At 39.4% G+C, this 22,387-nt stretch carries 14 protein-coding genes; all 14 read left to right on the forward strand.

Annotated features, from left to right (window positions below; all coding sequences use genetic code 11):
- Positions 1-94 precede the first annotated feature (94 nt).
- The 14 genes from JZO83_RS01515 (at position 95) to JZO83_RS01580 (ending at position 22,374) form a co-directional block, all read left to right on the forward strand.
- Positions 95-1,249, forward strand: coding sequence for a hypothetical protein (locus tag JZO83_RS01515; protein ID WP_206857922.1), 1,155 nt, complete (start codon positions 95-97; stop codon positions 1,247-1,249).
- Between the two features lie 237 nt (positions 1,250-1,486).
- A complete protein-coding gene (gene guaC, locus JZO83_RS01520; protein ID WP_206857920.1) occupies positions 1,487-2,464 on the forward strand; it encodes a GMP reductase in 978 nt (325 codons plus the stop codon).
- A 110-nt stretch (positions 2,465-2,574) separates the two neighbouring features.
- The gene (locus JZO83_RS01525) at positions 2,575-4,008 is read left to right on the forward strand and encodes a PLP-dependent aminotransferase family protein (protein ID WP_206857919.1); all 1,434 of its coding nucleotides are present in this window, start codon (positions 2,575-2,577) and stop codon (positions 4,006-4,008) included.
- A gap of 530 nt (positions 4,009-4,538) precedes the next feature.
- Positions 4,539-5,648: a pyruvate dehydrogenase (acetyl-transferring) E1 component subunit alpha gene (gene pdhA / locus JZO83_RS01530; protein WP_010735671.1), complete on the forward strand. Its 1,110-nt coding sequence runs from the start codon at positions 4,539-4,541 to the stop codon at positions 5,646-5,648.
- A gap of 2 nt (positions 5,649-5,650) precedes the next feature.
- Complete coding sequence (locus JZO83_RS01535; RefSeq protein WP_206857917.1) at positions 5,651-6,628, forward strand: alpha-ketoacid dehydrogenase subunit beta; 978 nt, start codon at positions 5,651-5,653, stop codon at positions 6,626-6,628.
- Positions 6,629-6,651: 23 nt separating this feature from the next.
- A complete protein-coding gene (locus JZO83_RS01540; protein ID WP_207114817.1) occupies positions 6,652-8,301 on the forward strand; it encodes a dihydrolipoyllysine-residue acetyltransferase in 1,650 nt (549 codons plus the stop codon).
- Between the two features lie 7 nt (positions 8,302-8,308).
- Positions 8,309-9,715, forward strand: coding sequence for a dihydrolipoyl dehydrogenase (lpdA, locus tag JZO83_RS01545; RefSeq protein ID WP_206857913.1), 1,407 nt, complete (start codon positions 8,309-8,311; stop codon positions 9,713-9,715).
- Positions 9,716-9,878: 163 nt separating this feature from the next.
- Positions 9,879-10,154, forward strand: a complete 276-nt coding sequence (locus JZO83_RS01550) for a UPF0223 family protein (RefSeq protein WP_206857908.1) — start codon at positions 9,879-9,881, stop codon at positions 10,152-10,154.
- Between the two features lie 4 nt (positions 10,155-10,158).
- On the forward strand, positions 10,159-10,926 hold the full coding sequence (locus JZO83_RS01555; RefSeq protein WP_207114818.1) for an inositol monophosphatase family protein: 768 nt from the start codon (positions 10,159-10,161) through the stop codon (positions 10,924-10,926).
- A 322-nt stretch (positions 10,927-11,248) separates the two neighbouring features.
- Complete coding sequence (gene typA / locus JZO83_RS01560; protein WP_207114819.1) at positions 11,249-13,078, forward strand: translational GTPase TypA; 1,830 nt, start codon at positions 11,249-11,251, stop codon at positions 13,076-13,078.
- A gap of 385 nt (positions 13,079-13,463) precedes the next feature.
- Positions 13,464-18,575 carry a putative mucin/carbohydrate-binding domain-containing protein gene (locus JZO83_RS14510; protein ID WP_207114820.1) on the forward strand — a complete coding sequence of 1,704 codons (5,112 nt, stop codon included), beginning with the start codon at positions 13,464-13,466 and terminating at the stop codon, positions 18,573-18,575.
- 451 nt (positions 18,576-19,026) lie between these two features.
- Positions 19,027-20,814 carry a DNA helicase RecQ gene (gene recQ, locus JZO83_RS01570; RefSeq protein WP_207114821.1) on the forward strand — a complete coding sequence of 596 codons (1,788 nt, stop codon included), beginning with the start codon at positions 19,027-19,029 and terminating at the stop codon, positions 20,812-20,814.
- A gap of 88 nt (positions 20,815-20,902) precedes the next feature.
- Complete coding sequence (locus JZO83_RS01575; protein WP_206857886.1) at positions 20,903-21,205, forward strand: YlaN family protein; 303 nt, start codon at positions 20,903-20,905, stop codon at positions 21,203-21,205.
- A 2-nt stretch (positions 21,206-21,207) separates the two neighbouring features.
- Positions 21,208-22,374, forward strand: a complete 1,167-nt coding sequence (locus tag JZO83_RS01580) for an FtsW/RodA/SpoVE family cell cycle protein (RefSeq protein ID WP_207114822.1) — start codon at positions 21,208-21,210, stop codon at positions 22,372-22,374.
- Positions 22,375-22,387: the final 13 nt, after the last annotated feature.

Genomic DNA, 22,387 nt, shown 5'->3' on the forward strand with positions numbered 1-22,387 from the left:
TCATTGACCGACTCTCTGTTTTTGGATGAGCAAGAGAGTCGGTTTTATAAAAAGAAAAAAACGATGAGTCGCATCGAAGAAAAGAGGAGAATCAATGGACAAAAACCTAAGAAATTTATTGCAAAATGAGAGAAAACACTTATATAGCGATTTTAGTGCAATACATAAAACACAACAAAAGCTTTATAAAGAGATCATCAAAGAACAAAATAATTTATTAAATAGATATCCTAAAAATGAAAGACAAGCAAGAGCACTCGTTGATGCAATCAATTCCTATGATGCTAAGGTAGATAAATGGGTTGTTAATGCCATGAAAATGGAGAAAATAGAGAAGCATATCAAAGGTATTCGCTTAAAATTACATGCAGGTATACAGCAACCGAGTAAGGCGTTTAAAAAAATGGGGTATCAAGAAAATTCAGCAATCAATCTGCTTGAGAAACGGAATGAGACTTTCTATCCGAAGGTATTCCATGGATTGATTGAAAAAGTCAGTTCTTTCCATAGCCCGGGTTTCACTTTCACTCATGGAGAAGCGAAAATTCCAGAAAAGGTTGACTTGGATTTAAGCAAAAAGACGCTCCAAGTTCGTAAAGATCGTTTGACAGCTGAACTGAAAGTGCTACATAAAGAAGTGCATGAATGGAAAAATGAATTAGAAGGATTAACGAAACAAGTGTTAAAGAGTCAGAAAGATATACAAAATCCCGATTTTCGAACGGACTTCATAACAGGGTTGGAATCTCATCATTCAATCGATAATATTACTAGACCAGTGCTCGATTCGGTCGAATCATTACATTCAAGTATGTTGAGTTACGGTGCTGCGTTGATTCATTTACATAAAAAAGACGAACAGCTCTTTGAAACTAGAGAAAAAATCAATAGCAGTAAGGAGTATGTTGAGGGTAGTAAGACCTTAAAAGAGTTGAATTATAAGCGTGGAGATGCGCTTGCAACTCTAACAAAAGTGCATAGAAACCACTATACGCCTAAAGTGTTAGGAGCCATTGATTATATAAGGAGTCAAGGAGCAGAAGTTGAGCGAGCGGTCAATGTACATAGACGATTAGATACTAAAAATAATATTCAAATTCGGCGAGACTTGCAAACTGGTGGTTCTTTTGCAGATCGGACTAATGCTGCGAAAGACCAAGCAAAAACGATGCAAAACAGACGGTTGGGAATTATTAATCAAGATAAAACTCGTAAGCCAAATGATAGTAAACAAAAAAGTGATCGTTGATAGGGATTGTGACGAATCAAACGAACAAGCAAAGATTAATACGAAAAAGCGAACATTTTTAAAAATGTTTGCTTTTTTTAACGAAAAGTTAATTAATGATAAAATACAGTTTTTTTATTATAAAAAGCTTGATTTTTTATTTGATTTACGTTAAATTACATGAGGTGCTAAAAATAAGCACGAAAAAAGAAGGTAATGTTCGTGTTTTGACGAATATAATCCCGAGAGGAAGATATGATGAAAGTATTTGATTACGAAGATATTCAACTAATTCCTAATAAATGTATCGTAAACAGCCGTTCAGAATGTGATACTACAGTGAAATTAGGTTCACATACATTTAAGATGCCTGTTGTACCAGCTAATATGCAAACGATCATTGATGAAACGATTGCGGAATTTTTAGCTGAAAATGGTTATTTCTATATCATGCATCGTTTTGAAGAAGAAACACGAATCCCGTTTATCGAAAAAATGAAAGAAAAAAACTTGATCTCTTCTATCAGTGTTGGTGTGAAGAAAGACGAGTATGCCTTTGTAGAAGAATTAGCAGCAAAATCTCTTGTGCCTGATTATATAACAATCGATATTGCTCATGGACACTCGAATGCTGTGATTGCGATGATCCAACATATCAAAAAGCATTTACCGGATACATTTGTGATTGCTGGGAATGTAGGGACACCAGAAGCGGTTCGCGAACTAGAAAATGCCGGCGCAGATGCAACTAAAGTGGGGATTGGCCCAGGAAAAGTGTGTATCACAAAAATCAAAACTGGTTTTGGTACTGGTGGCTGGCAACTAGCAGCGTTAAGATGGTGTGCAAAAGCAGCACGTAAACCAATCATTGCAGATGGCGGGATCCGCACACCTGGAGACGTGGCGAAATCTGTTCGTTTTGGTGCAACGATGGTGATGATCGGCTCATTATTTGCTGGACATGAAGAATCACCGGGAGAAACAAAAGTAGAAAACGGAGTTGTCTATAAAGAATACTTCGGCTCTGCTTCTGAATTCCAAAAAGGCGAGAAGAAAAACGTCGAAGGTAAGAAAATCTGGATCCAACATAAAGGATCATTGAAAGATACGTTAGTCGAAATGCAACAAGATTTACAATCTTCCATTTCATATGCTGGTGGACGCGATTTAGAATCGATTCGAAAAGTTGATTACGTGATCGTTAAAAACTCGATTTTTAATGGAGATACGATTTAATTCAAAAGAAAAGGATTGGTAGGAGAAATCTTACCAATCTTTTTTTTGATATTTTTATTTCTTTTGAAACTAAGCTACAATAGTAGAAAGTAAATTATTGGAGAATAAATATGTGGACGAAAGTAAACAAAAATAAAGGGTCTGCCTACCAACAGGTCATGGACCAGATCGTAAAGAAAATCGAAAGTGGTCAATTGCAGCCAGGGGATAAGTTGCCTTCTGAACGATTATTTGCTGATTTTTTTGGTGTGAATCGTACGACAGTCGTTCATGCGTTAGATGAGTTGAAGGGATTAGGTATCTTGGAAAGTCGCCGAGGGAGTGGGCGGTTTATTAGTTCTTTGACGTGGGGCGATTTTTCAGAACCAAGGATCGATTGGCGACAGCTGATTTCAGCTCGGTATGGAAAAATAGTCGATACTTATGGAGAAAAGGTCAAAGAGGCAAGTCGAAAATCTGATTTTTTAGATCTCTACTCAAGCGAGATGCCAGTTGATGTACTTCCAAATGTCGAAATGCCCAATTATACATTAGAAGGTATCATAAAAGAAGAACAAGCCGTTTCGGTGTTTGGCTATCAACCATTGATGGCGCAAATCAGAGAACGATTGGTGAAAACTAACGGATTTTCGTTTAAAAAAAGTCAACTGCTAGTCACTGGCGGAGGGCAACAAGCGATTTTTCTTATTTTACAGACGATTTTGTCAGTAGGAGATGCAATTGCTGTCGAATCACCCACCTTTTTTTACGGTTTACCTTTGTTCAAAGCCTTAGGTACAAGGTTATTTGGTATTCCGATGGATGAGCATGGGATTGATTTAGATCGTTTAGAAGAAGCCATTCTCAAACATAAAATCAAAGCGGTCTTGGTTAACCCTAACTTTCAAAATCCAACAGGTACAGTGATGTCTGCTGAAAGGCGCCAACATTTGGTCGCGCTTTGCCGCAAATATAAACTACCGATCATTGAAGATGACGTGTTTTTTGATTTAGCATTTTCTCCTGAAACACAAGCGGCTATCTCTCCGATCCATGCTATTGATCCAGAGAATGTTTTATATGTAGGTTCGCTATCTCGGCTTCTAGGGGAAACAACAAAAATCGGCTGGATCGTCGGTCCAGCTATTCTTATCCAACGATTATCTGAAGCGCAGAAAATGATGGACGTTTCTTTGAGTATCTTTACACAAATGGCCGCCACTGCGGTTTTTGATTCTTCGTTTGAACAGAATATGACAAGTCTTCGTCAAAGATTAGAAACGAACAGCCAACTTATACGGGAATGGATCGATTCCCAAGATTTCTTTCAATTAGCGCCTCTTTCGGGAGGTTACTACGCATGGTTGACTTGGAACGGTGGAAAAATGACTAAGGCATTAGCAGAAAGATTGTTGCGTGAGGGGGTAGGTGTAGCTCCAGGTTATCTTTTTGGTGAAGAAAAGGGGTTAAGGATCAACTATAGTCGTTTAGAAAGGCAACATCTTCCGTTGTTCATTGCACAAATGGATAAACTCCGTCGCTGGTTGGAGGAAGAAGGACATTAGAATACGCCGACAGAACGAAAAGAAGAGGTAACTTTAGTTATTTTTTCTTTTCGTTTTTGTTTTGTGAAAAAATTTCTCTAAAAATGGACGAATTGCTTATAAATCAAAAGAAATGTGCTGTTGTACAGGCTTATTGTTTGTAAAAAAGCCCTTAATAAGGATAAAATTAAAGTAGGTGATTTGTGTAATCACTCACTATTATGTAAAAAATTAATACAGTGGTTGTTAAAAGGTTGTAACAACTAGGATGCAGAAATGAAACGGTTGTTATAATAGTGGAAGATCATCTCTTTGTTCTTTTAGGAAAAATGTAAACCGCTTACTACATTGTGATTGCCTTCACTATTTCAACAGAGATAGCGATTGTTATAATTTTTTTAAATGGTGAAAATTTGTGCTTAAAGCTTGTATTTCGGAGGAATACATGATAATTTATTAGTGAAGCCGGAGAAATAGTGATACAGATATCGTCACTGTTTCAACGCGGAATGAAGAGAGTTTCTTATAGATGAGAGAGGAATGTGTGATAAATGGCAAACAAGAAAACACCTATCGACTTCCAAGCGTTGCTTGAAGAAGTCAATTCAGATTTTCCGGTATACCAAGCACTTGATCAAGATGGGAAAGTAGTTAACCCTGATCTTGTTCCAGATTTAACAGATGAAGAGTTAGTAGAATTGATGACTAGCATGGTTTGGTCTCGTGTATTGGATCAACGTTCTACAGCATTGAACCGTCAAGGACGCTTAGGATTCTTTGCGCCAACAGCCGGTCAAGAAGCAAGTCAATTAGCTAGTGCCTTCGCATTTGATAAAGAAGATGTACTATTACCAGGTTACCGTGATGTTCCACAATTGATCAAACACGGCTTACCTTTATCTCAAGCATTTTTATGGTCTCGTGGACATGCAGCTGGGAACTTCTATCCAGAAGAATTGAAAGCTCTACCACCACAAATCATTATCGGTGCTCAATACGTCCAAGCAGCAGGTGTTGCATTAGGACTTAAAAAACGTAACAAGAAAAATGTTGTCTTCACTTATACAGGTGATGGCGGTTCTTCTCAAGGTGATTTCTATGAAGCAATCAACTTTGCTGGTGCTTACCATGCGAATGCAGTCTTCTACATCCAAAACAACGGATTTGCGATCTCAACACCTCGTGAAAAACAAACAGCAGCTAAAACATTAGCGCAAAAAGCAGTAGCAGCTGGAATCCCTGGTATCCAAGTGGATGGTATGGACCCATTAGCTGTGTACACTGTTTCAAAAATGGCACGTGACTGGGCAGTATCTGGTAACGGTCCAGTATTGATCGAAACATTGACTTACCGTTATGGTCCACATACATTATCAGGTGATGACCCAACTCGTTACCGTGAAAAAGATGTTGACGATGAATGGCAATTGAAAGATCCATTGATCCGTTTCCGTAAATACCTAACTGAAAAAGGATTATGGAGCGAAGAAAAAGAAGAAGCAGTAATCGAACAAACAAAAGAAGAAATCAAAGCAGCGATTGCAGAAGCTGATAAAGTTCCAAAACAAAAAGTTTCAGATTTCTTGAAAAATATGTTCGAAGAAACACCACAAACAATCAAAGAACAAATTGCAATCTATGAAGCGAAGGAGTCGAAATAACCATGGCACAAAAAACAATGATTCAAGCAATCACAGATGCCTTAGCACTTGAACTTGAAAACGACGAAAACGTACTCGTTTTTGGTGAAGATGTCGGCAAAAACGGAGGCGTATTCCGTGCAACAGAAGGATTGCAAGAAAAATTCGGCGAAGATCGCGTATTTGACACTCCTTTAGCAGAATCAGGTATTGCCGGATTAGGTTTCGGTTTAGCACTTGAAGGATTCCGTCCCGTTCCTGAAATCCAATTCTTTGGATTTATCTTTGAAGCGATGGATGAAGTTGTCGCACAAATGGCTCGTACAAGATACCGTATGGGTGGTACAAGAAATATTCCAGTAACGATCCGTTCACCATTTGGTGGTGGTGTCCATACACCAGAATTGCACTCAGATAACTTGGAAGGATTGATTGCTCAATCACCTGGTATCCGTGTAGTAATTCCATCAAACCCATATGATGCAAAAGGATTATTGATTGCTTCTATTAGAAGTAATGACCCTGTTGTCTTCTTGGAGCATATGAAACTTTATCGTTCATTCCGTGAGGAAGTGCCAGATGAAGCATATGAAGTGCCATTAGACAAAGCAGCAGTGACTCGCGAAGGAACAGATGTATCGATCATCACTTACGGTGCAATGGTTCGTGAAGCAATCAAAGCCGCAGACAATCTTGAAAAAGAAGGAATTTCTGTTGAAATCGTTGACCTAAGAACAGTTGCTCCTTTAGATGTGGAAACTATCATCAACTCTGTTGAAAAAACAGGCCGTGTCGTTGTCGTTCAAGAAGCACAACGTCAAGCAGGTGTAAGCACTCAAGTGATTTCTGAAATCTCTGAGCGTGCGATTCTTTCATTAGAAGCTCCAATCGGACGCGTTTCTGCGCCAGATACTGTTTTCCCATTCGGTCAAGCAGAAAACATTTGGTTACCAAATGCTTCTGACATCGAAGCAAAAGTTAAAGAAATCGCAGAATTTTAAGGAAAGAAAGGACGTTAAACCCCATGGCTTACCAATTTAAATTACCTGATATCGGTGAAGGTATCGCAGAAGGTGAGATCGTTAAATGGTTTGTTCAACCAGGCGATACGATCAATGAAGACGATACATTATTAGAAGTTCAAAATGACAAATCAGTGGAAGAAATTCCATCTCCAGTAACAGGAACAGTTAAAAGCATCGTTGTTCCAGAAGGTACAGTTGCCAATGTTGGCGATGTATTAGTAGAAATCGATGCACCAGGACATGAAGACAATGAAGGTAGCGAAGGCGTTGCAGCAACTGAGCAAACACCTGAAAAACCAGCTGCTGAACCAACAACAGAAAGTTCATCTGCATCAGCAGGAGCTTCTGAAGGCGGCGTATTCCAATTCAAATTACCTGATATCGGCGAAGGTATCGCAGAAGGTGAAATCGTTAAGTGGTTTGTGAAAGCCGGCGACACGATCAATGAAGACGATACGTTATTAGAAGTACAAAATGATAAATCAGTGGAAGAAATTCCATCACCAGTGACAGGAACAGTCAAAAACATCGTTGTTTCAGAAGGTACAGTTGCGAATGTTGGTGACGTCCTTGTTGAAATCGATGCACCTGGACACAACAGTGCACCTGCAAGTAAACCTGCTGAATCTGCAACATCAGAAACAAAAGTTGAAACTTCAGGTTCTTCAAGCGTAGCAGAAGCAGCTGATCCAAACAAACGTGTTCTAGCTATGCCATCTGTTCGTCAATTTGCTCGCGAAAAAGACGTAGATATCACTCAAGTTGCAGCAACTGGAAAAGGCGGACGTGTGACAAAAGAAGATATCGAAAACTTCTTATCAGGCGGAGGCGCTTCAGCACCTGCTGAAAAACCAGCTGAATCAGCTGCACAAACAGAAGCACCTGCTGAAAAACCAGCAGAAACAAAAGCAGCTCCAGCGAAAGCATTCAAATCTAACTTAGGCGACTTAGAAGAACGTGTAGCATTGACTCCGACACGTAAAGCAATCGCCAAAGCAATGGTCAACAGCAAACAAACAGCTCCTCATGTGACATTACATGATGAAGTAGAAGTAACTAATCTTTGGGATAACCGTAAGAAATTCAAAGAAGTTGCAGCTGCTAATGGCACGAAATTAACGTTCTTGCCTTATGTTGTCAAAGCATTGACTGCTACAGTGAAGAAATTCCCAATCTTGAATGCTTCAATTGATGATGCAAAACAAGAAATCGTTTATAAAAACTATTACAACATCGGTATTGCAACAGATACAGACCACGGTTTGTATGTACCGAATGTGAAAGACGCTGACCGTAAAGGCATGTTTGCGATCGCAGACGAAATCAACGAGAAAGCGAAACTTGCACATGATGGTAAGCTAGCTGCTGATGATATGCGTAACGGTACGATCACGATCAGTAACATTGGTTCAGTTGGTGGCGGCTGGTTCACACCAGTAATCAACTACCCAGAAGTAGCAATCTTAGGGGTAGGAACAATTGCTCAACAACCAATCGTCAATGCTGAAGGTGAAATCGTTGTTGGTCGTGTAATGAAATTATCATTGAGTTTCGATCACCGAATCGTCGATGGTGCGACAGCACAACAAGCAATGAATAACATCAAACGTTTATTAGCTGATCCAGAGCTATTAATGATGGAAGGATGAGAAACAAATGGTAGTTGGAGATTTTGCTGTTGAATTAGATACAGTTGTAATCGGTGCGGGACCTGGTGGCTATGTAGCTGCCATCCGCGCTGCTGAAATGGGCCAAAAAGTAGCGATCATCGAAAGAGAATACATTGGCGGCGTTTGTTTGAACGTTGGATGTATCCCTTCTAAAGCATTGATTGCTGCGGGTCATCATTATCAAGAATCACTTGATTCATCAATGTTTGGTGTGACAAGTGAAAACGTCACTCTTGATTTTACAAAAACACAAGAGTGGAAAGACAACAAAGTAGTAAAAACATTGACTTCAGGTGTCGGCTACTTGTTGAAAAAACACAAAGTTGAAACGATTGAAGGGGAAGCATTCTTCGTAGATGATCATACATTGCGTGTGATCCATCCGGATTCTGCTCAAACTTACTCATTCAACCATGCAATCGTAGCAACAGGTTCACGCCCAATCGAAATCCCAGGATTTAAATTTGGCGGTCGCGTGTTAGATTCTACTGGTGCCCTAGGTCTGACAGAAGTTCCTAAAAAATTCGTCATCATTGGCGGAGGAGTAATCGGTGCAGAACTTGGCGCAGCTTACGCAAACTTAGGTTCTGAAGTAACGATCCTTGAAGGTTCACCACAAATTTTACCAACGTATGAAAAAGACTTAGTAAAATTAGTTGAAGACGACTTCAAGAAAAAAGGCGTAACAGTCGTGACAAATGCAATGGCTAAAGAATCTGTTGACAATGGTGACAGCGTTACTGTCAAATATGCAGTAGACGGCAAAGAAGAATCAGTTACTGCTGACTACGTGATGGTCACAGTTGGTCGTCGTCCAAACACTGAAGATATGGGCTTAGAACAAGCCGGTGTTGAAATCGGTGAACGTGGTTTGATCCCAGTGGACAACCAAGGACGTACGAATGTATCAAACATCTTTGCAATCGGCGATATCGTTCCTGGTGCAGCTTTGGCTCACAAAGCAAGCTATGAAGCGAAAATCGCAGCAGAAGCAATCTCTGGTAAAAAAGTTGCTGTTGACTACAAAGCAATGCCAGCTGTTGCCTTTACTGATCCTGAATTAGCATCAGTAGGGATGACGATCAAAGAAGCAAAAGAAGCTGGACTAGAAGCAACTGCCTACAAATTCCCATTCTCAGGGAACGGTCGTGCGTTATCATTAGGTAAAACAGAAGGCTTTATCCGCTTAGTGACAACGAATGAAGACAATGTCATCATCGGTGCACAAATCGGCGGAGTCGGTGCGAGTGATATGGTTTCTGAACTTGCCTTGGCAATTGAGTCAGGTATGAACGCTGAAGATATCGCGTTGACGATCCATCCACATCCATCATTAGGTGAGATCACAATGGACGCAGCTGAATTAGCTTTAGGTTTACCAATCCACATTTAAACAAACAAAACAGCTTTCTCTTAGATGAGGAAGCTGTTTTTTTATTGCCCTTTTATTTATTATAAAAATATTATGTAAACTATATTAGAAAGAGAAACCATTTGGAAGAAGACTTCTTCCTATGATAAACTGAAGAAGATGAAATGAATAGGAGAAATCGTAAATGAATGAATATCAATATCCTTTAGATCTAGATTGGACGACCGAAGAAATGGTTATCGTGATGAACATGTGGGAAAGCCTCGAAAAAGCAAATGAACAGGGGATCAATAACCAAGAGTTTCTAAAAACGTATCAAGAATTCAAAACGGTGATCAAATCGATCGGAGAAGAAAAACGTTTAGGGCGTGAATTTGAGAAAGCATCAGGTTATTCACTTTACCGTACAGTCCAAGCAGCAAAGAAAAATACGAACAAAATGTTAAAAATGAATGGGTGAGACGATGGGAAAAATGATTGAAGAGATAATCAGCTGGTTGATCGCAGCGAAAGAAAAGATCATCCTAGCGCAAAATGAGCAACTAATGATCGATGAAAAAACCAATCGTAAAGATTTAGTTACAAACATGGATCGCGAAATCCAAGCTTTTCTGATCGAGAAGATCCATTCAGCCTACCCTCAGGCAAAGGTATTGGCAGAAGAAGAAGGATATAGTGACTTACCTGATTTAAGCGGACAAGTCTTTATCATTGATCCCATCGATGGTACGTTGAATTTTGTTGTGCAAGGCGAAAACTTCTGTATCATGCTCGCTTACTATGAAGATGGTATTGGTCAATTAGGTTTTATCTATGATGTTATGCGGGATGAGTTGTATTGGGGCGGTAAGGAAATTGGTGTTTACAAAAATGATATAAAATTACCTCAACCAAAAGATCTTCCCCTTGAAAAAGGGTTAGTAGCGATCAATAGTTATCTTTTTGGTCATGATCGTTTCAATATCCACGCAATCGGTGAACAAAGCATCGGCGTTCGGATGTGTGGCTGTGCAGGGTTGGAATTGATTGCGATGCTAAAAGGAAACCATATTGGCTATATTTCTAATTTAAGCCCTTGGGACTACGCAGCAGGCAATGTGTTACTCGATGTATTTGGTATGAAATACAGCGGCTTTTCTGGTGATCCGTTAACGTTTCATGGAAGAGAATATTACTTAGCCGCAACACCGACAGCTTATGAAACGATTCTTGAGATGCTTGAATTTGAATAGTTTAGAGATATAGCCTTGTTTACTTTAATGTCAATAAGCTGAGAACCATTGGATTTTTTACTTTAGGATGGTTTTTAGCTTATTTTTGTTGATTACTTATAATTTAATCGAGTAAACAATCGATATTTTTTAAGTGAAACGCTGTTTATTTTTCATAAATTCGGATTTTTCGAGCTGTTTTGATTATAAAAATGGGTAAATTATTAATTTTCTCGAAAAAATGAAAACATTTCACTATATTTCATGAAAAAAGTTTGGTATAATAAACAGTCGAGTAAAATTGCCCTGTGATAAAGAATCGATAAAAAAGGAGTTACTTAAATTGAATAAAAGAAATGACATCCGTAACGTAGCGATCATCGCCCACGTTGACCACGGAAAAACTACATTGGTTGATGAACTATTAAAACAATCTGACACATTAGATGCCCATACTCAATTACAAGAACGTGCGATGGACTCAAACGCACTTGAACAAGAACGTGGAATCACGATCTTAGCCAAAAATACAGCGGTTGATTATAAAGGAATTCGTGTAAACATCATGGACACACCTGGACACGCGGACTTCGGTGGTGAAGTAGAGCGTATCATGAAAATGGTTGATGGTGTTGTATTGGTCGTTGATGCCTATGAAGGTACGATGCCACAAACACGTTTCGTATTGAAAAAAGCCTTAGAACAACATATCACACCAATCGTTGTTGTGAACAAGATCGACAAACCATCTGCACGTCCAGAGTTTGTCGTAGATGAAGTATTAGAATTATTTATCGAATTAGGCGCAGACGATGATCAATTGGATTTCCCAGTGATCTACGCATCTGCTTTAAACGGAACATCAAGCTTGTCTGATGATCCAGCTGATCAAGAACCAACAATGGCACCGATTTTTGATACGATCATCGATGCGATCCCAGCACCGATCGACAACAGCGAAGAACCTTTACAGTTCCAAGTATCATTACTTGACTACAATGATTACGTTGGACGTATCGGTATCGGCCGTGTTTTCAGAGGGAAAATCAAAGTGGGTGATCAAGTAGCCTTGATCAAACTTGATGGCACCGTGAAAAAATTCCGTGTCACAAAACTATTTGGTTTCTTTGGCTTACAACGTCTAGAGATCCAAGAAGCAAAAGCCGGTGACTTGATTGCCGTATCAGGGATGGAAGATATCTTCGTTGGGGAAACAGTCACACCAGTTGACCAACAAGATGCGTTACCAGTCTTGCATATCGATGAACCAACATTACAAATGACTTTCTTAGTGAATAACTCACCATTTGCTGGTCGTGAAGGTAAATATGTAACATCACGTAAAATCGAAGAACGTTTGATGGCTGAATTGCAAACAGACGTATCTTTACGCGTAGAACCAACAAACTCACCAGATGCTTGGACAGTTTCAGGTCGTGGGGAACTTCATTTATCGATCTTGATCGAAAACATGCGTCGTGAAGGCTATGAATTACAAGTGTCACGTCCAGAAGTTATCGAAAGAGAAATCGATGGCGTGAAATGTGAACCGTTTGAACGTGTTCAAATCGATACACCAGAAGAATATATGGGAAGTGTCATCGAATCATTGAGCCAACGTAAAGGTGAAATGCAAGACATGGTCCATACAGGAAATGGTCAAATCCGTTTGACATTCTTGACACCTGCACGTGGATTGATCGGTTACTCAACAGAGTTTCTTTCAATGACTCGCGGTTACGGAATCATGAACCACACATTTGACCAATATCTTCCAATGCTTCCTGGCCAAATCGGCGGACGTCACCAAGGTGCATTAGTGTCTATCGATACAGGAAAAGCTACAACGTATTCAATCATGAGTATTGAAGAACGTGGTACGGTATTCGTTGAACCAGGTACAGAAGTCTATGAAGGCATGATCATCGGCGAAAACAGCCGTGACAATGACTTGACTGTCAACATCACAAAAGCAAAACAAATGACTAACGTCCGTTCTGCAAACAAAGACCAAACGTCAGTGATCAAGAAACCAAAACAATTGACACTTGAAGAATCATTAGAATTCTTGAATGACGATGAATACTGTGAAGTAACACCAGAAAACATCCGCCTAAGAAAACAAATCTTAGAAAAAAATGCGCGTGAAAAAGCATCTAAAAAGAAAAAATAATCGTGATGATCGAACCTCAGAAAACAATCTCTGAGGTTCGTTTTTTTTGTATCTTTAAAACTAAATGAAGATTAGACCTTTTTCTTGATAAATAGAGATAAATAACGCTGTTCTTTCAATTTTTTCCAGTTGAAATAGAAAAAATGGCGTTATCAAAAAAAGTTTTTCGTTTTAAACTTAACAAAGTAAAGTTTACCTATATTTATAGATATGGAGGGAAGGTGAGACCAAACGAAAAAAAGACAAAACCACGCTTCTGATTGAAAGATAAAATAGTAAGTGTAAACATTTGAGAAGGAGGAGCGATGTCTTTAGATGAGAGAAATAGATACCAGATAACTAGCAACGCTCCTCCTGATGGGTAAGATCGAAGGAGGAACGTAAGGTGAGTATACGGAGAAAGATAATACATAGTGTTTTAGTTGGGGGTATGTTGTTAGGGAACTTGAATGGAGTGATTGTTCAAGGTGTCTCTGTAACAAATACGAATCAAACGGAAGAAACAAAACAAATAAAAGAAGTAGAAACACAAAAAAAGAAGAAAACACAAACACAAGAAAGCGAAACTCAATCAACAAAAGATTCCAAACAAAATACAAAAACGAAAAAAACAGAACAATCTTCTGAAAGTAAAACTGCTAAAAAAGTAGTTGCAGTTGCTAATAATCCAAAAGATAATATTCCTAGTGGCATCAACCCTATAACTGATTTAGCTTATATTCAAATGGCAAATGAAAGAGGAAAAACGATACAAGAGGATTTAAAAAATAGTTCAATTGATTTCTCAAAATCAAAAGTCGAAATTGGGGAGGAAGTTGTGCTTGAGGGATTTAGTTATAGTGTAGTATATGTTCAAGCCATTATGATGGATGCACTGAATACACAAGGTTCAGGTGAATATTGGGCCTCGGTTGAATCTGAGAGCGGTAACTGGGAAATGAAATTAAGTGCTAAGCGAACTGATACTATCCAAGGAGAACTTACTGCCACATTTAAACGATTAAAATATAGTAGCTCAGATAGGGAAGAAATTTTTCGTTTTCCAAGAATCTATTATTCCGTATTAATGACTTTAGTGGGAACATTTGAATATACGTTCGAAAAACAAATGCCTACGGCTGAGAGTATTATTGGTAAGTTGGAAGCGAGTGTTAAGGATGGCTCGCACACATTAATGCAAGAAGCAAAAGTTCCTTCACCGGAAATGTTTGTAAAGGTCGAGAATAGTCGCGGAAATATCAATTACGAATGGTCGACAGCCCCAGATACAAGTAAAGTGGGTGATCAAACGGCGAAAGCAATTGTATCGGACGAAACCGGAAGAAAGGCAGAGATTCAAGTGCCAATCACAGTAACTCCGCTACCAGTTGAAATCAAGGCAAAACCAGGACCATTTGACATTTATCAGTATGATTTGATGCCTGACGCAGAAGATTATTTTGAAATCACAAATAAGTATGGAACATATAATGTGGAATGGATCAATAACGCTAATACGAATTTGGCTGGTACACAGTCTTGGCAAGCAAAAGTAACGACTTCCGATGGTCGTGAAGCAACTGCTTCAGTTCCAATGGAAGTTAAACCGCATGAAGGCTTGAAAGTTAATCTAAAACCAATCGAGGATCGAAGCCTCGGTTATAGCTACCCGACATTTGAATCCAATTTTAGAGATTATATTGATTCAGTCACCATGCATGGTGACACAGTTGAATTAAGAGATCTTGAATTTATTCCAGAAGAAAGTGTAGAAGCGGATTATCGTATAGGAGGTACTCAACTTCTCAAATTAACAGTTCAAACAAAGCATCCAAATAGCGGTGTGATGATTAAAGGAACTGGCGAGGTAACACTAAATGTGCTTTGGGATCATTCGATTTTAATGAAATCGATCAACGGTGAATCAGCAGGTTCCTTTTCTTTAAGGACGGACAATTCTGGAAAAGAAACGGCAAAAATTGTATTTGGTATGGGGATACCAACTTCCACAAATACAGCAGTTGGCCCGCAGACTTCTCCATTTTCGTTGTATTATTCGTTTGAAGTTTTACGCGGTGAAACAGTGGTTTATAGTCAAGAAGTGACAAATCGGGCAACATGGCAACAAATCATGGATAAATTTGGAGATTCCACTGGAACCATCGATGTACGTTATGATGATGTCATCAAAATCTATCACCCGGAACGGACACCGAGTAGTTCAGTCTTGATAATCGATGAAAAAGAACAGGATTATACCTATGATACTCCGTACGCTTATTATAAAATCACACCTTATGGATTTGATCCATTCCCAGTGCTCGAAGCAGAAGCATCACAAAAAAGCTTTGTTTTAGGAGAAAATACGAAAACGATTGATCCTGCTTCTTTACTAAAAAATGTGAAAATCAATGGTCGGGTGATCGATAGTAGTTTGTACGAAGTAGAATCATTGATCGATTTTGATACAAGCTCTATTGGAACGAGAAAGATGAAGTTGAAGGTGACAATGAATGATGGCCTTTCAGCCGAAGAATTTGAAGTCGATTATCAAGTGAAATGGGGCAGTACATTCGTCTTAAAAGGTCTGAATGATGCAACAGTCGGTGCATTTAGTCTGCTAAAAGAAAATGATCAGTGGGCTTTGCATGCCAGTCAAGGTGTGAGTGGCACGGACTTGAGTCAACCGGTCAACAATCACTTCGGTCGAGATACATACTATGGTATTGAAGTTATCGAAAATATTACGACAAAATTCCAATATAAAGTTTTAGGCAACCAGTCGATTGAAGAAGCAATCAATGGTTTCAACCAAGGTCAACCATTACCAGTCAAAGAAGGAGATGTCATCAAGGTTTATCACGCAGAACCAACTGGTAATAATTTATTGATGAAAGACGAGTTAGCAAAAGATTATACGATGGGTTCAAATGATGCCTACTATGAAGTAACTGCGCATGGCTTAGAACCGATCATCGCGATTTCAACGGATACTAAATCACAAGAATTTACTTTAGGTGATGATGCAACAGGAATCGATGGGGCACAGCTGATCAATCAAGTGACGATCAATGGCACCGAGCTTACGCCTGATTTGTACACGGTGAAGCAATTGGGGAACTTCGATACAACGACAGTCGGACAAAAGGAACTGGAAATCCAATTTGACACGAAAGACGGGGTAATATCGAAAGTTATCACGGTTCCGTATGAAGTGAAATGGGGTCGGACGATTGTGATGAAATCTAGTTCTGGTGGTTCCGCAGGTGTCTTCTCACTGCAAACGAACAATACGACCAGACAGTTAAGGATCCATCACGGTTTTGACTCACCATTAGATGAGCGATTAAGCACTGATTCAGCTCTTTACTATTCGATTGAAGTTTTACGAGGAGAAAGAGTCCAATATAGCCAAGAAGTCCCAGGACGGGTCACTTTACAAGAAGTCATCGATAATTTTGGGAATGGCACGCAAGCGGTCAATGTTCAGATCGATGATATCATCAAGATCTATCATCCGCAAAAATCTGCTGGAAGTTCTGTATTGATGGTGGATGAACTAGAAGAAGATTTTACATACGGGTCAGACTATGCTTATTACAGAGTAACGACGTATGGCTTTGAAGCACTACCGGTCATGGAAGTGCATGGCGCAAATAAAGCGTTTTACTTAGCCGAAGATGTAACTGATGCGTTAGATGCTGATTTACTTGATCGAGTGACGATCAACGGTAAGACGGTTGATCCAGAAGAATATACGATCGAGCGACGTTCAGAAATCGATACAACGACTGTCGGAGAGAAAACCGTAAGTATGCGTGTGCGAATGAACGATGGCTTATCAAGCGTTCAACTGGATGTTCCTTATCAGGTCAAATGGGGTAGCACATTTGTCCTAAAAGGGGAAGAAAAAGATGGTGCAAGAGGAATCGTTGGTTCCTTTACTCTTTTAAATCAAAATGATGAGTTGGCTATTTATGCAACTAAAGGACAAGAAGAGACTGAGTTGAATGCACCAGTGAATACCGCTTTTGGTCGTAATACTTATTATCGCATCGATATTTTAGCGGACCCTAAAAATAAAACCAATTCTCTATTCCCAGATAATATCAAATATACGTACGAAGTTGCTGGAAATCAAACGGTTCGTCAAGCAATCCAAGGGTTCAATAATGGGCAACCTTTAGCTGTAGAAGAAGGCGATATTTTCCGAGTGTATCATGCAGAAACAGAAAACCAAAACTTATTGATGTGGGATGATATCGTCAAAAATTATACAGCCGGTTTGAACTATGCGTATTACGAAGTCAAGAATGGCGAATTTGAACCGATCACAATGATTCATGCAGATGTGTCAAGCCAAGAACTCGTTTTAGGTGAGGATGCAAGTGAAGTAGACGTTACTGCTTTGGTTGAGAATGTTGCCTTCAATGGGCAAAGCTTGAATACTGAACTGTATAAAGTGGAGCAAATCGAATCATTTGATACGCGCACGACAGGAGAAAAAACTGTCAGTGTCAAAGTATCAACTGCGGATGGTGTTTCTTCAACGGACATCGAAGTGCCTTATGAAGTGAAATGGGGCAGTACGATCCATTTGAAAAATCGCAAAGGAGAAACGGTAGGCTCATTCGGTTTGGTTAAGAAAGATAAAAAAATCGAGATCCAATCAGTTCAAGGAACAGATCGGACAGTGCTGAAAAATCGTGTGACTGAGTACGATGATACTGAAGTTTATTATGGAATCGAGCTTCTCAATGAACGCAAGCAAAGCAAATATCAATACGAGGTACGTGGCACGCAAACGATCGAACAAGCAATCGCACGTTTTAATACAGGAAGCCCATTAGCAGTGACTGTTGGCGATATTGTGAAAGTATACCACGTAGACACAAGCAACAATCTATTGATGGCAGAAGAAACCGAACGTAATTATACGTATGGCAGTAATTTCGCGTACTATAAAGTCACAGATTATGGCTTTGAACCCACAGGTGAATTAACAGTAGAATCTGCTCAAGTTTCGATCGCACAAGGAGCTGAAAGAGTTGACCTGAAATCGCTCGTAAAAGAGGTCAAAGTCAATGGGCGTGCAGTTCCTAAGAACTTCTACACGGTTTCTTTAGATCCAACATCAGAAATCGATACAGAGACGATGGGCAGTCGCTTTGTTTCTATAGATGTCAAAGTGGATCGCAGCTATGGCAGTTTATCTACTCGAACAGAGTCCACATATGAAATCGTCGAACCTGGTCAAGAAACAACGCCACAAGAAGATGATCCGAATGCAGAGGAAGGTGCTGACGGACAAGGTACCGGCGATTCTACAAATGATTCTGGTACTTTAGGTGATGCATCCGGTGAGGGCTTAGGTGAAGCCGCAGGAGCAGCAGGGGATGAGAGTAAATTGCCACAAACAAACCAAACGATCAATCGCTTCCTACCATATATTGGTATCTGTCTTTTAGCCATGGTTGGACTTGTATTGTGGAAGAGAAAAACAGCTAACAAGAATTAGTTTCATAGAGAGTCAGCAACAATAAAAATGACAAGCAAACAGTCGAAAGAGCGAAAGTAACCGATACTTTAGCATTCTTTCGACTGTTTTTTTAATTTGAGTCATGAAGACTAAATTCTAAAACGAAATAAATGAATCTTAAAAGGAAAAAAGCAAAATCAACAACACGCTATTGAATCGCTAGCTGTGGAGAACTAAAAGAAACAAAAAATGAAAGCAAGAATACCAAGAAGAATTTTTAAAAGAACTTTTAAAAGACTCTAAAAGTGTGGTTTTTAGTTTCACAATAAGCATTTTGTTTCACAGAGTAAAACTTGCTCTTATAAGCAGAGAGAAGTAAAATAGATAGTGCATGTTTGACAAGAGATTCGCAGAAATGCGTAATTAATAGATGGATCGAACGATAAATGGTTGAATGGATAAAAATAAATAGAAAAAGAGGAGGGCGCATATGGAGCAGTTATTAAAAAAATATTTCGGCTATGAGCTTTTCCGCCCAGGTCAAAAAGAGATCATTGAGAAAATCATGAATCAAGAAGATGTCTTAGGCATCATGCCCACAGGAAGTGGAAAATCGATTTGCTATCAGCTGCCCGCGCTAGCCTTAGAGGGGCTGACGATCGTCGTTTCTCCTTTGATTTCGTTGATGAAAGATCAAGTGGATGCAGCGAATCAACTAGGGATCGCGGCGACATTTATCAATAGCTCCTTAGATGGCTATGAAGTGGCACAACGGTTTCGTTTATTAGATACGGATCAGTATCAGTTGCTGTATGTTGCGCCGGAACGATTTATCATGCCTGATTTTATCCAAGCGATGAATCGGTGGTCGGTTCGTTTGATCGCAATCGATGAGGCACATTGTATTTCACAATGGGGACATGATTTTAGACCGAGTTATTTGCAAATGGCGAATACCTTGGAAAATCTTTCTCAGCGACCGACAATCGTTGCTTTAACGGCGACAGCGACTGTTCCCGTAGCAAATGATATCAAAAGACTTTTAAAAATCCCTGAAAAGAATCATATCCAAACTGGCTTTGCGCGAGAAAATCTGCGGTTGCAAGTGATCAAAGATCAGAAAAAAGAACAATATTTGGTCGAATATTTAAAAGTCAATCAAAATCAGTCAGGGATCATCTATGCAGCCACCCGAAAAGAAGTGGATCGGTTGTACCAATTACTGACAAAATTTGGCTTTTCCGTTGGACGTTATCATGGTGGGATCTCAGAAAGAGAACGGACGGAAATGCAAGAAGCCTTTCTCTATGATCGTATTCAGCTACTCGTTGCAACGAATGCTTTTGGTATGGGGATCAATAAAAGTAACATTCGTTTTGTGATCCATTATCAAATACCTGGTTCATTGGAAGCTTATTACCAAGAAGCTGGACGTGCGGGCAGAGATGGTTTGCCTAGTGAAGCCATTTTGCTATTTGCGCCACAAGACGTGCAGGTCCAAAAGTTTTTTGTTCAACAATCCCAACGAGAAGAAGAGCAAAAACATAAAGAATACGACAAGATCAAAGCCATGACAGAATATGTGCACATCGAGTCTTGCCTTCAAGAATATATCCTCGATTATTTTGGGGAAGTAAGTGAACCTTGTCAGCGTTGTGGAAATTGTTTAGATGATCGTGAACTGATCGATGTCACGACAGAAGCGCAGATGGTTTTATCTTGTTTGAAACGAATGGGTGAGAACTACGGCAAACAACTATTGATGAAAGTCCTCGCAGGATCAAAAGATCAGAAGATCAAGCAGTTTCAGTTTGATCGATTGTCTACGTATGGGCTATTAAAAAAACAATCACAAAAAAATATTTTACAGCTGATCGAATATTTGATCTCAAGTGGTTATTTACTAGCAGCTAGTGGAGAGTATCCTGTGTTGAAAGTCAGTGAATTAGGAGTACAAGTCCTTATGGGGAAAGTAACAGTCCATAAAAAAGAACCTAAAAAAGTACAACAGCTGTCTGATGATGAAACAGACGGATTATTTGAAGTATTGCGCCAGTTGAGGACCGACTTGGCTAGTGAAGCTGGTGTGCCACCTTATGTCGTTTTTTCAGATGCGACGCTAAAAGACATGAGTCGTAATCGTCCAAGTGATCGTTTAGCTCTTTTGCAAATCAAAGGGGTAGGTCAGAGTAAGCTGGATAAGTATGGCGAGGTGTTTTTACAAACGATCCAAGATTTCCAAGAAAGCGCTACGCAAAGTGATGGTAAAAAAACATAAAAAAAAGCCTAGATAAATCTAGGTTTACGCTCAGATAGGAACGAAAATATGCTATAATGAATGAACTTAGAAATGGAGGGAAAGACAAATGGATTCTCTTTCAAAAGAGACGGCACTCAATGTGTTGATCGATGAGGCGGATCGTATCAAGCGTTTGATTCAAAATCAAACAAACAGTCTTTGTATCTCGCAATGTAAAGCATTTGAAGAGGTGGTCGATACGCAAATGTATGGATTTTCTCAGCAAGTGAATTTTGCGATACGAGTAGGTATCATTGACAAACAAGAGGGGCAATTGATGCTCAGCGAGTTAGAACGTCAATTGAATCATTTATACAATGAAGTCTATCGAGAAAATTATGACAAAAAAGAAAGTGGCAAGGGGGAATAGGCTTGCCTAACAAGGTAAAAAAAAGGCATCTGTTGGATTATAGTATTTTGATCCCATATTTGATTTTATGTATCATCGGATTGATCATGGTTTATAGCTCTACGTCCTACTTACTATTAGCCAATGGCAATAATCCAGCATCATCCGTCATCAATCAAAGTATTTTTTGGGTGCTAAGTTTGATCGTCATCGCACTATTATACAAAATGAAGATCGGTGTATTGAAAAATCAGCGATTGATCATGGCGGCTATCGCAGTCTTGACGATTTTATTATTGATCGTCTTGTTTTTTGGGGAAGAACGAAATGGTGCCAAAGGTTGGCTTGAGATTGCCGGTTTTTCTCTCCAACCCGCAGAGTATTTGAAAATCATTGCTATTTGGTATCTCTCCTTCACATTGTCGCAACGACAAATGAGTGTGCAAAAAAACTTTATTGGGACCGTCAAACGTCCCTTGCTCTTAGTCCTTGCCCTGACAGCATTAGTTGCAAGTTTACCCGACTTCGGGAATGCAACGGTTATTTTTTTGATCATCATCGTGTTACTATTAGCTAGTGGTGTCAACTATCTGTATACCTTGATCGTTGGTGTCGGAGGAGTCATTTTTAGTATCGTAGCGATTTGGTTGATCAATGTGACCCAAGGGCGATTTTTCCCAGGGCGACTACAATATATTTATCATCGCTTTGAGATTTTCCAAAATCCTTTTTCTGACGAGTTGAATAGTGGACACCAAATGGTCAACGGCTATTATGCGATGTTCAATGGTGGACTATTCGGTCGCGGATTAGGAAATAGTATCCAGAAAAAAGGGTTTCTACAAGAGGCCCAAACCGACTTTATTTATGCCATTGTAGTAGAAGAACTAGGAGTGATCATGGGGATTTTGATTTTAGCCTTATTGATGTTCATGATTGCTCGTATCATTTTGGTGGGTATCCGCTCAAAAGATCCGTTCAATTCTTTACTATGTATCGGGATCGGTTCGATGTTTTTGATCCAAGTATTTGTCAACCTTGGCGGGATCACAGGGATCATCCCATTAACAGGGATCACATTCCCATTTTTAAGTCAAGGTGGTTCGAGTTTACTGATGCTTTCGATCTGTGTAGGCTTTGTCCTGAATATCAGCGCAGATGAGAAACGTAAGAGTTTAGGTATTTACTAAAATGACGTAGGAG

It is taken from the genome of Enterococcus sp. DIV1298c (assembly GCF_017316315.1).
GTDB lineage: Bacteria > Bacillota > Bacilli > Lactobacillales > Enterococcaceae > Enterococcus_B > Enterococcus_B mangumiae.

Coding starts and splice junctions, on each gene's coding strand:
- JZO83_RS01515 (WP_206857922.1), top strand. CDS start 95: ATGGACAAAAACCTAAGAAATTTATTGCAAAATGAGAGAAAACACTTA.
- guaC (WP_206857920.1), top strand. CDS start 1,487: ATGAAAGTATTTGATTACGAAGATATTCAACTAATTCCTAATAAATGT.
- JZO83_RS01525 (WP_206857919.1), top strand. CDS start 2,575: ATGTGGACGAAAGTAAACAAAAATAAAGGGTCTGCCTACCAACAGGTC.
- pdhA (WP_010735671.1), top strand. CDS start 4,539: ATGGCAAACAAGAAAACACCTATCGACTTCCAAGCGTTGCTTGAAGAA.
- JZO83_RS01535 (WP_206857917.1), top strand. CDS start 5,651: ATGGCACAAAAAACAATGATTCAAGCAATCACAGATGCCTTAGCACTT.
- JZO83_RS01540 (WP_207114817.1), top strand. CDS start 6,652: ATGGCTTACCAATTTAAATTACCTGATATCGGTGAAGGTATCGCAGAA.
- lpdA (WP_206857913.1), top strand. CDS start 8,309: ATGGTAGTTGGAGATTTTGCTGTTGAATTAGATACAGTTGTAATCGGT.
- JZO83_RS01550 (WP_206857908.1), top strand. CDS start 9,879: ATGAATGAATATCAATATCCTTTAGATCTAGATTGGACGACCGAAGAA.
- JZO83_RS01555 (WP_207114818.1), top strand. CDS start 10,159: ATGGGAAAAATGATTGAAGAGATAATCAGCTGGTTGATCGCAGCGAAA.
- recQ (WP_207114821.1), top strand. CDS start 19,027: ATGGAGCAGTTATTAAAAAAATATTTCGGCTATGAGCTTTTCCGCCCA.
- JZO83_RS01575 (WP_206857886.1), top strand. CDS start 20,903: ATGGATTCTCTTTCAAAAGAGACGGCACTCAATGTGTTGATCGATGAG.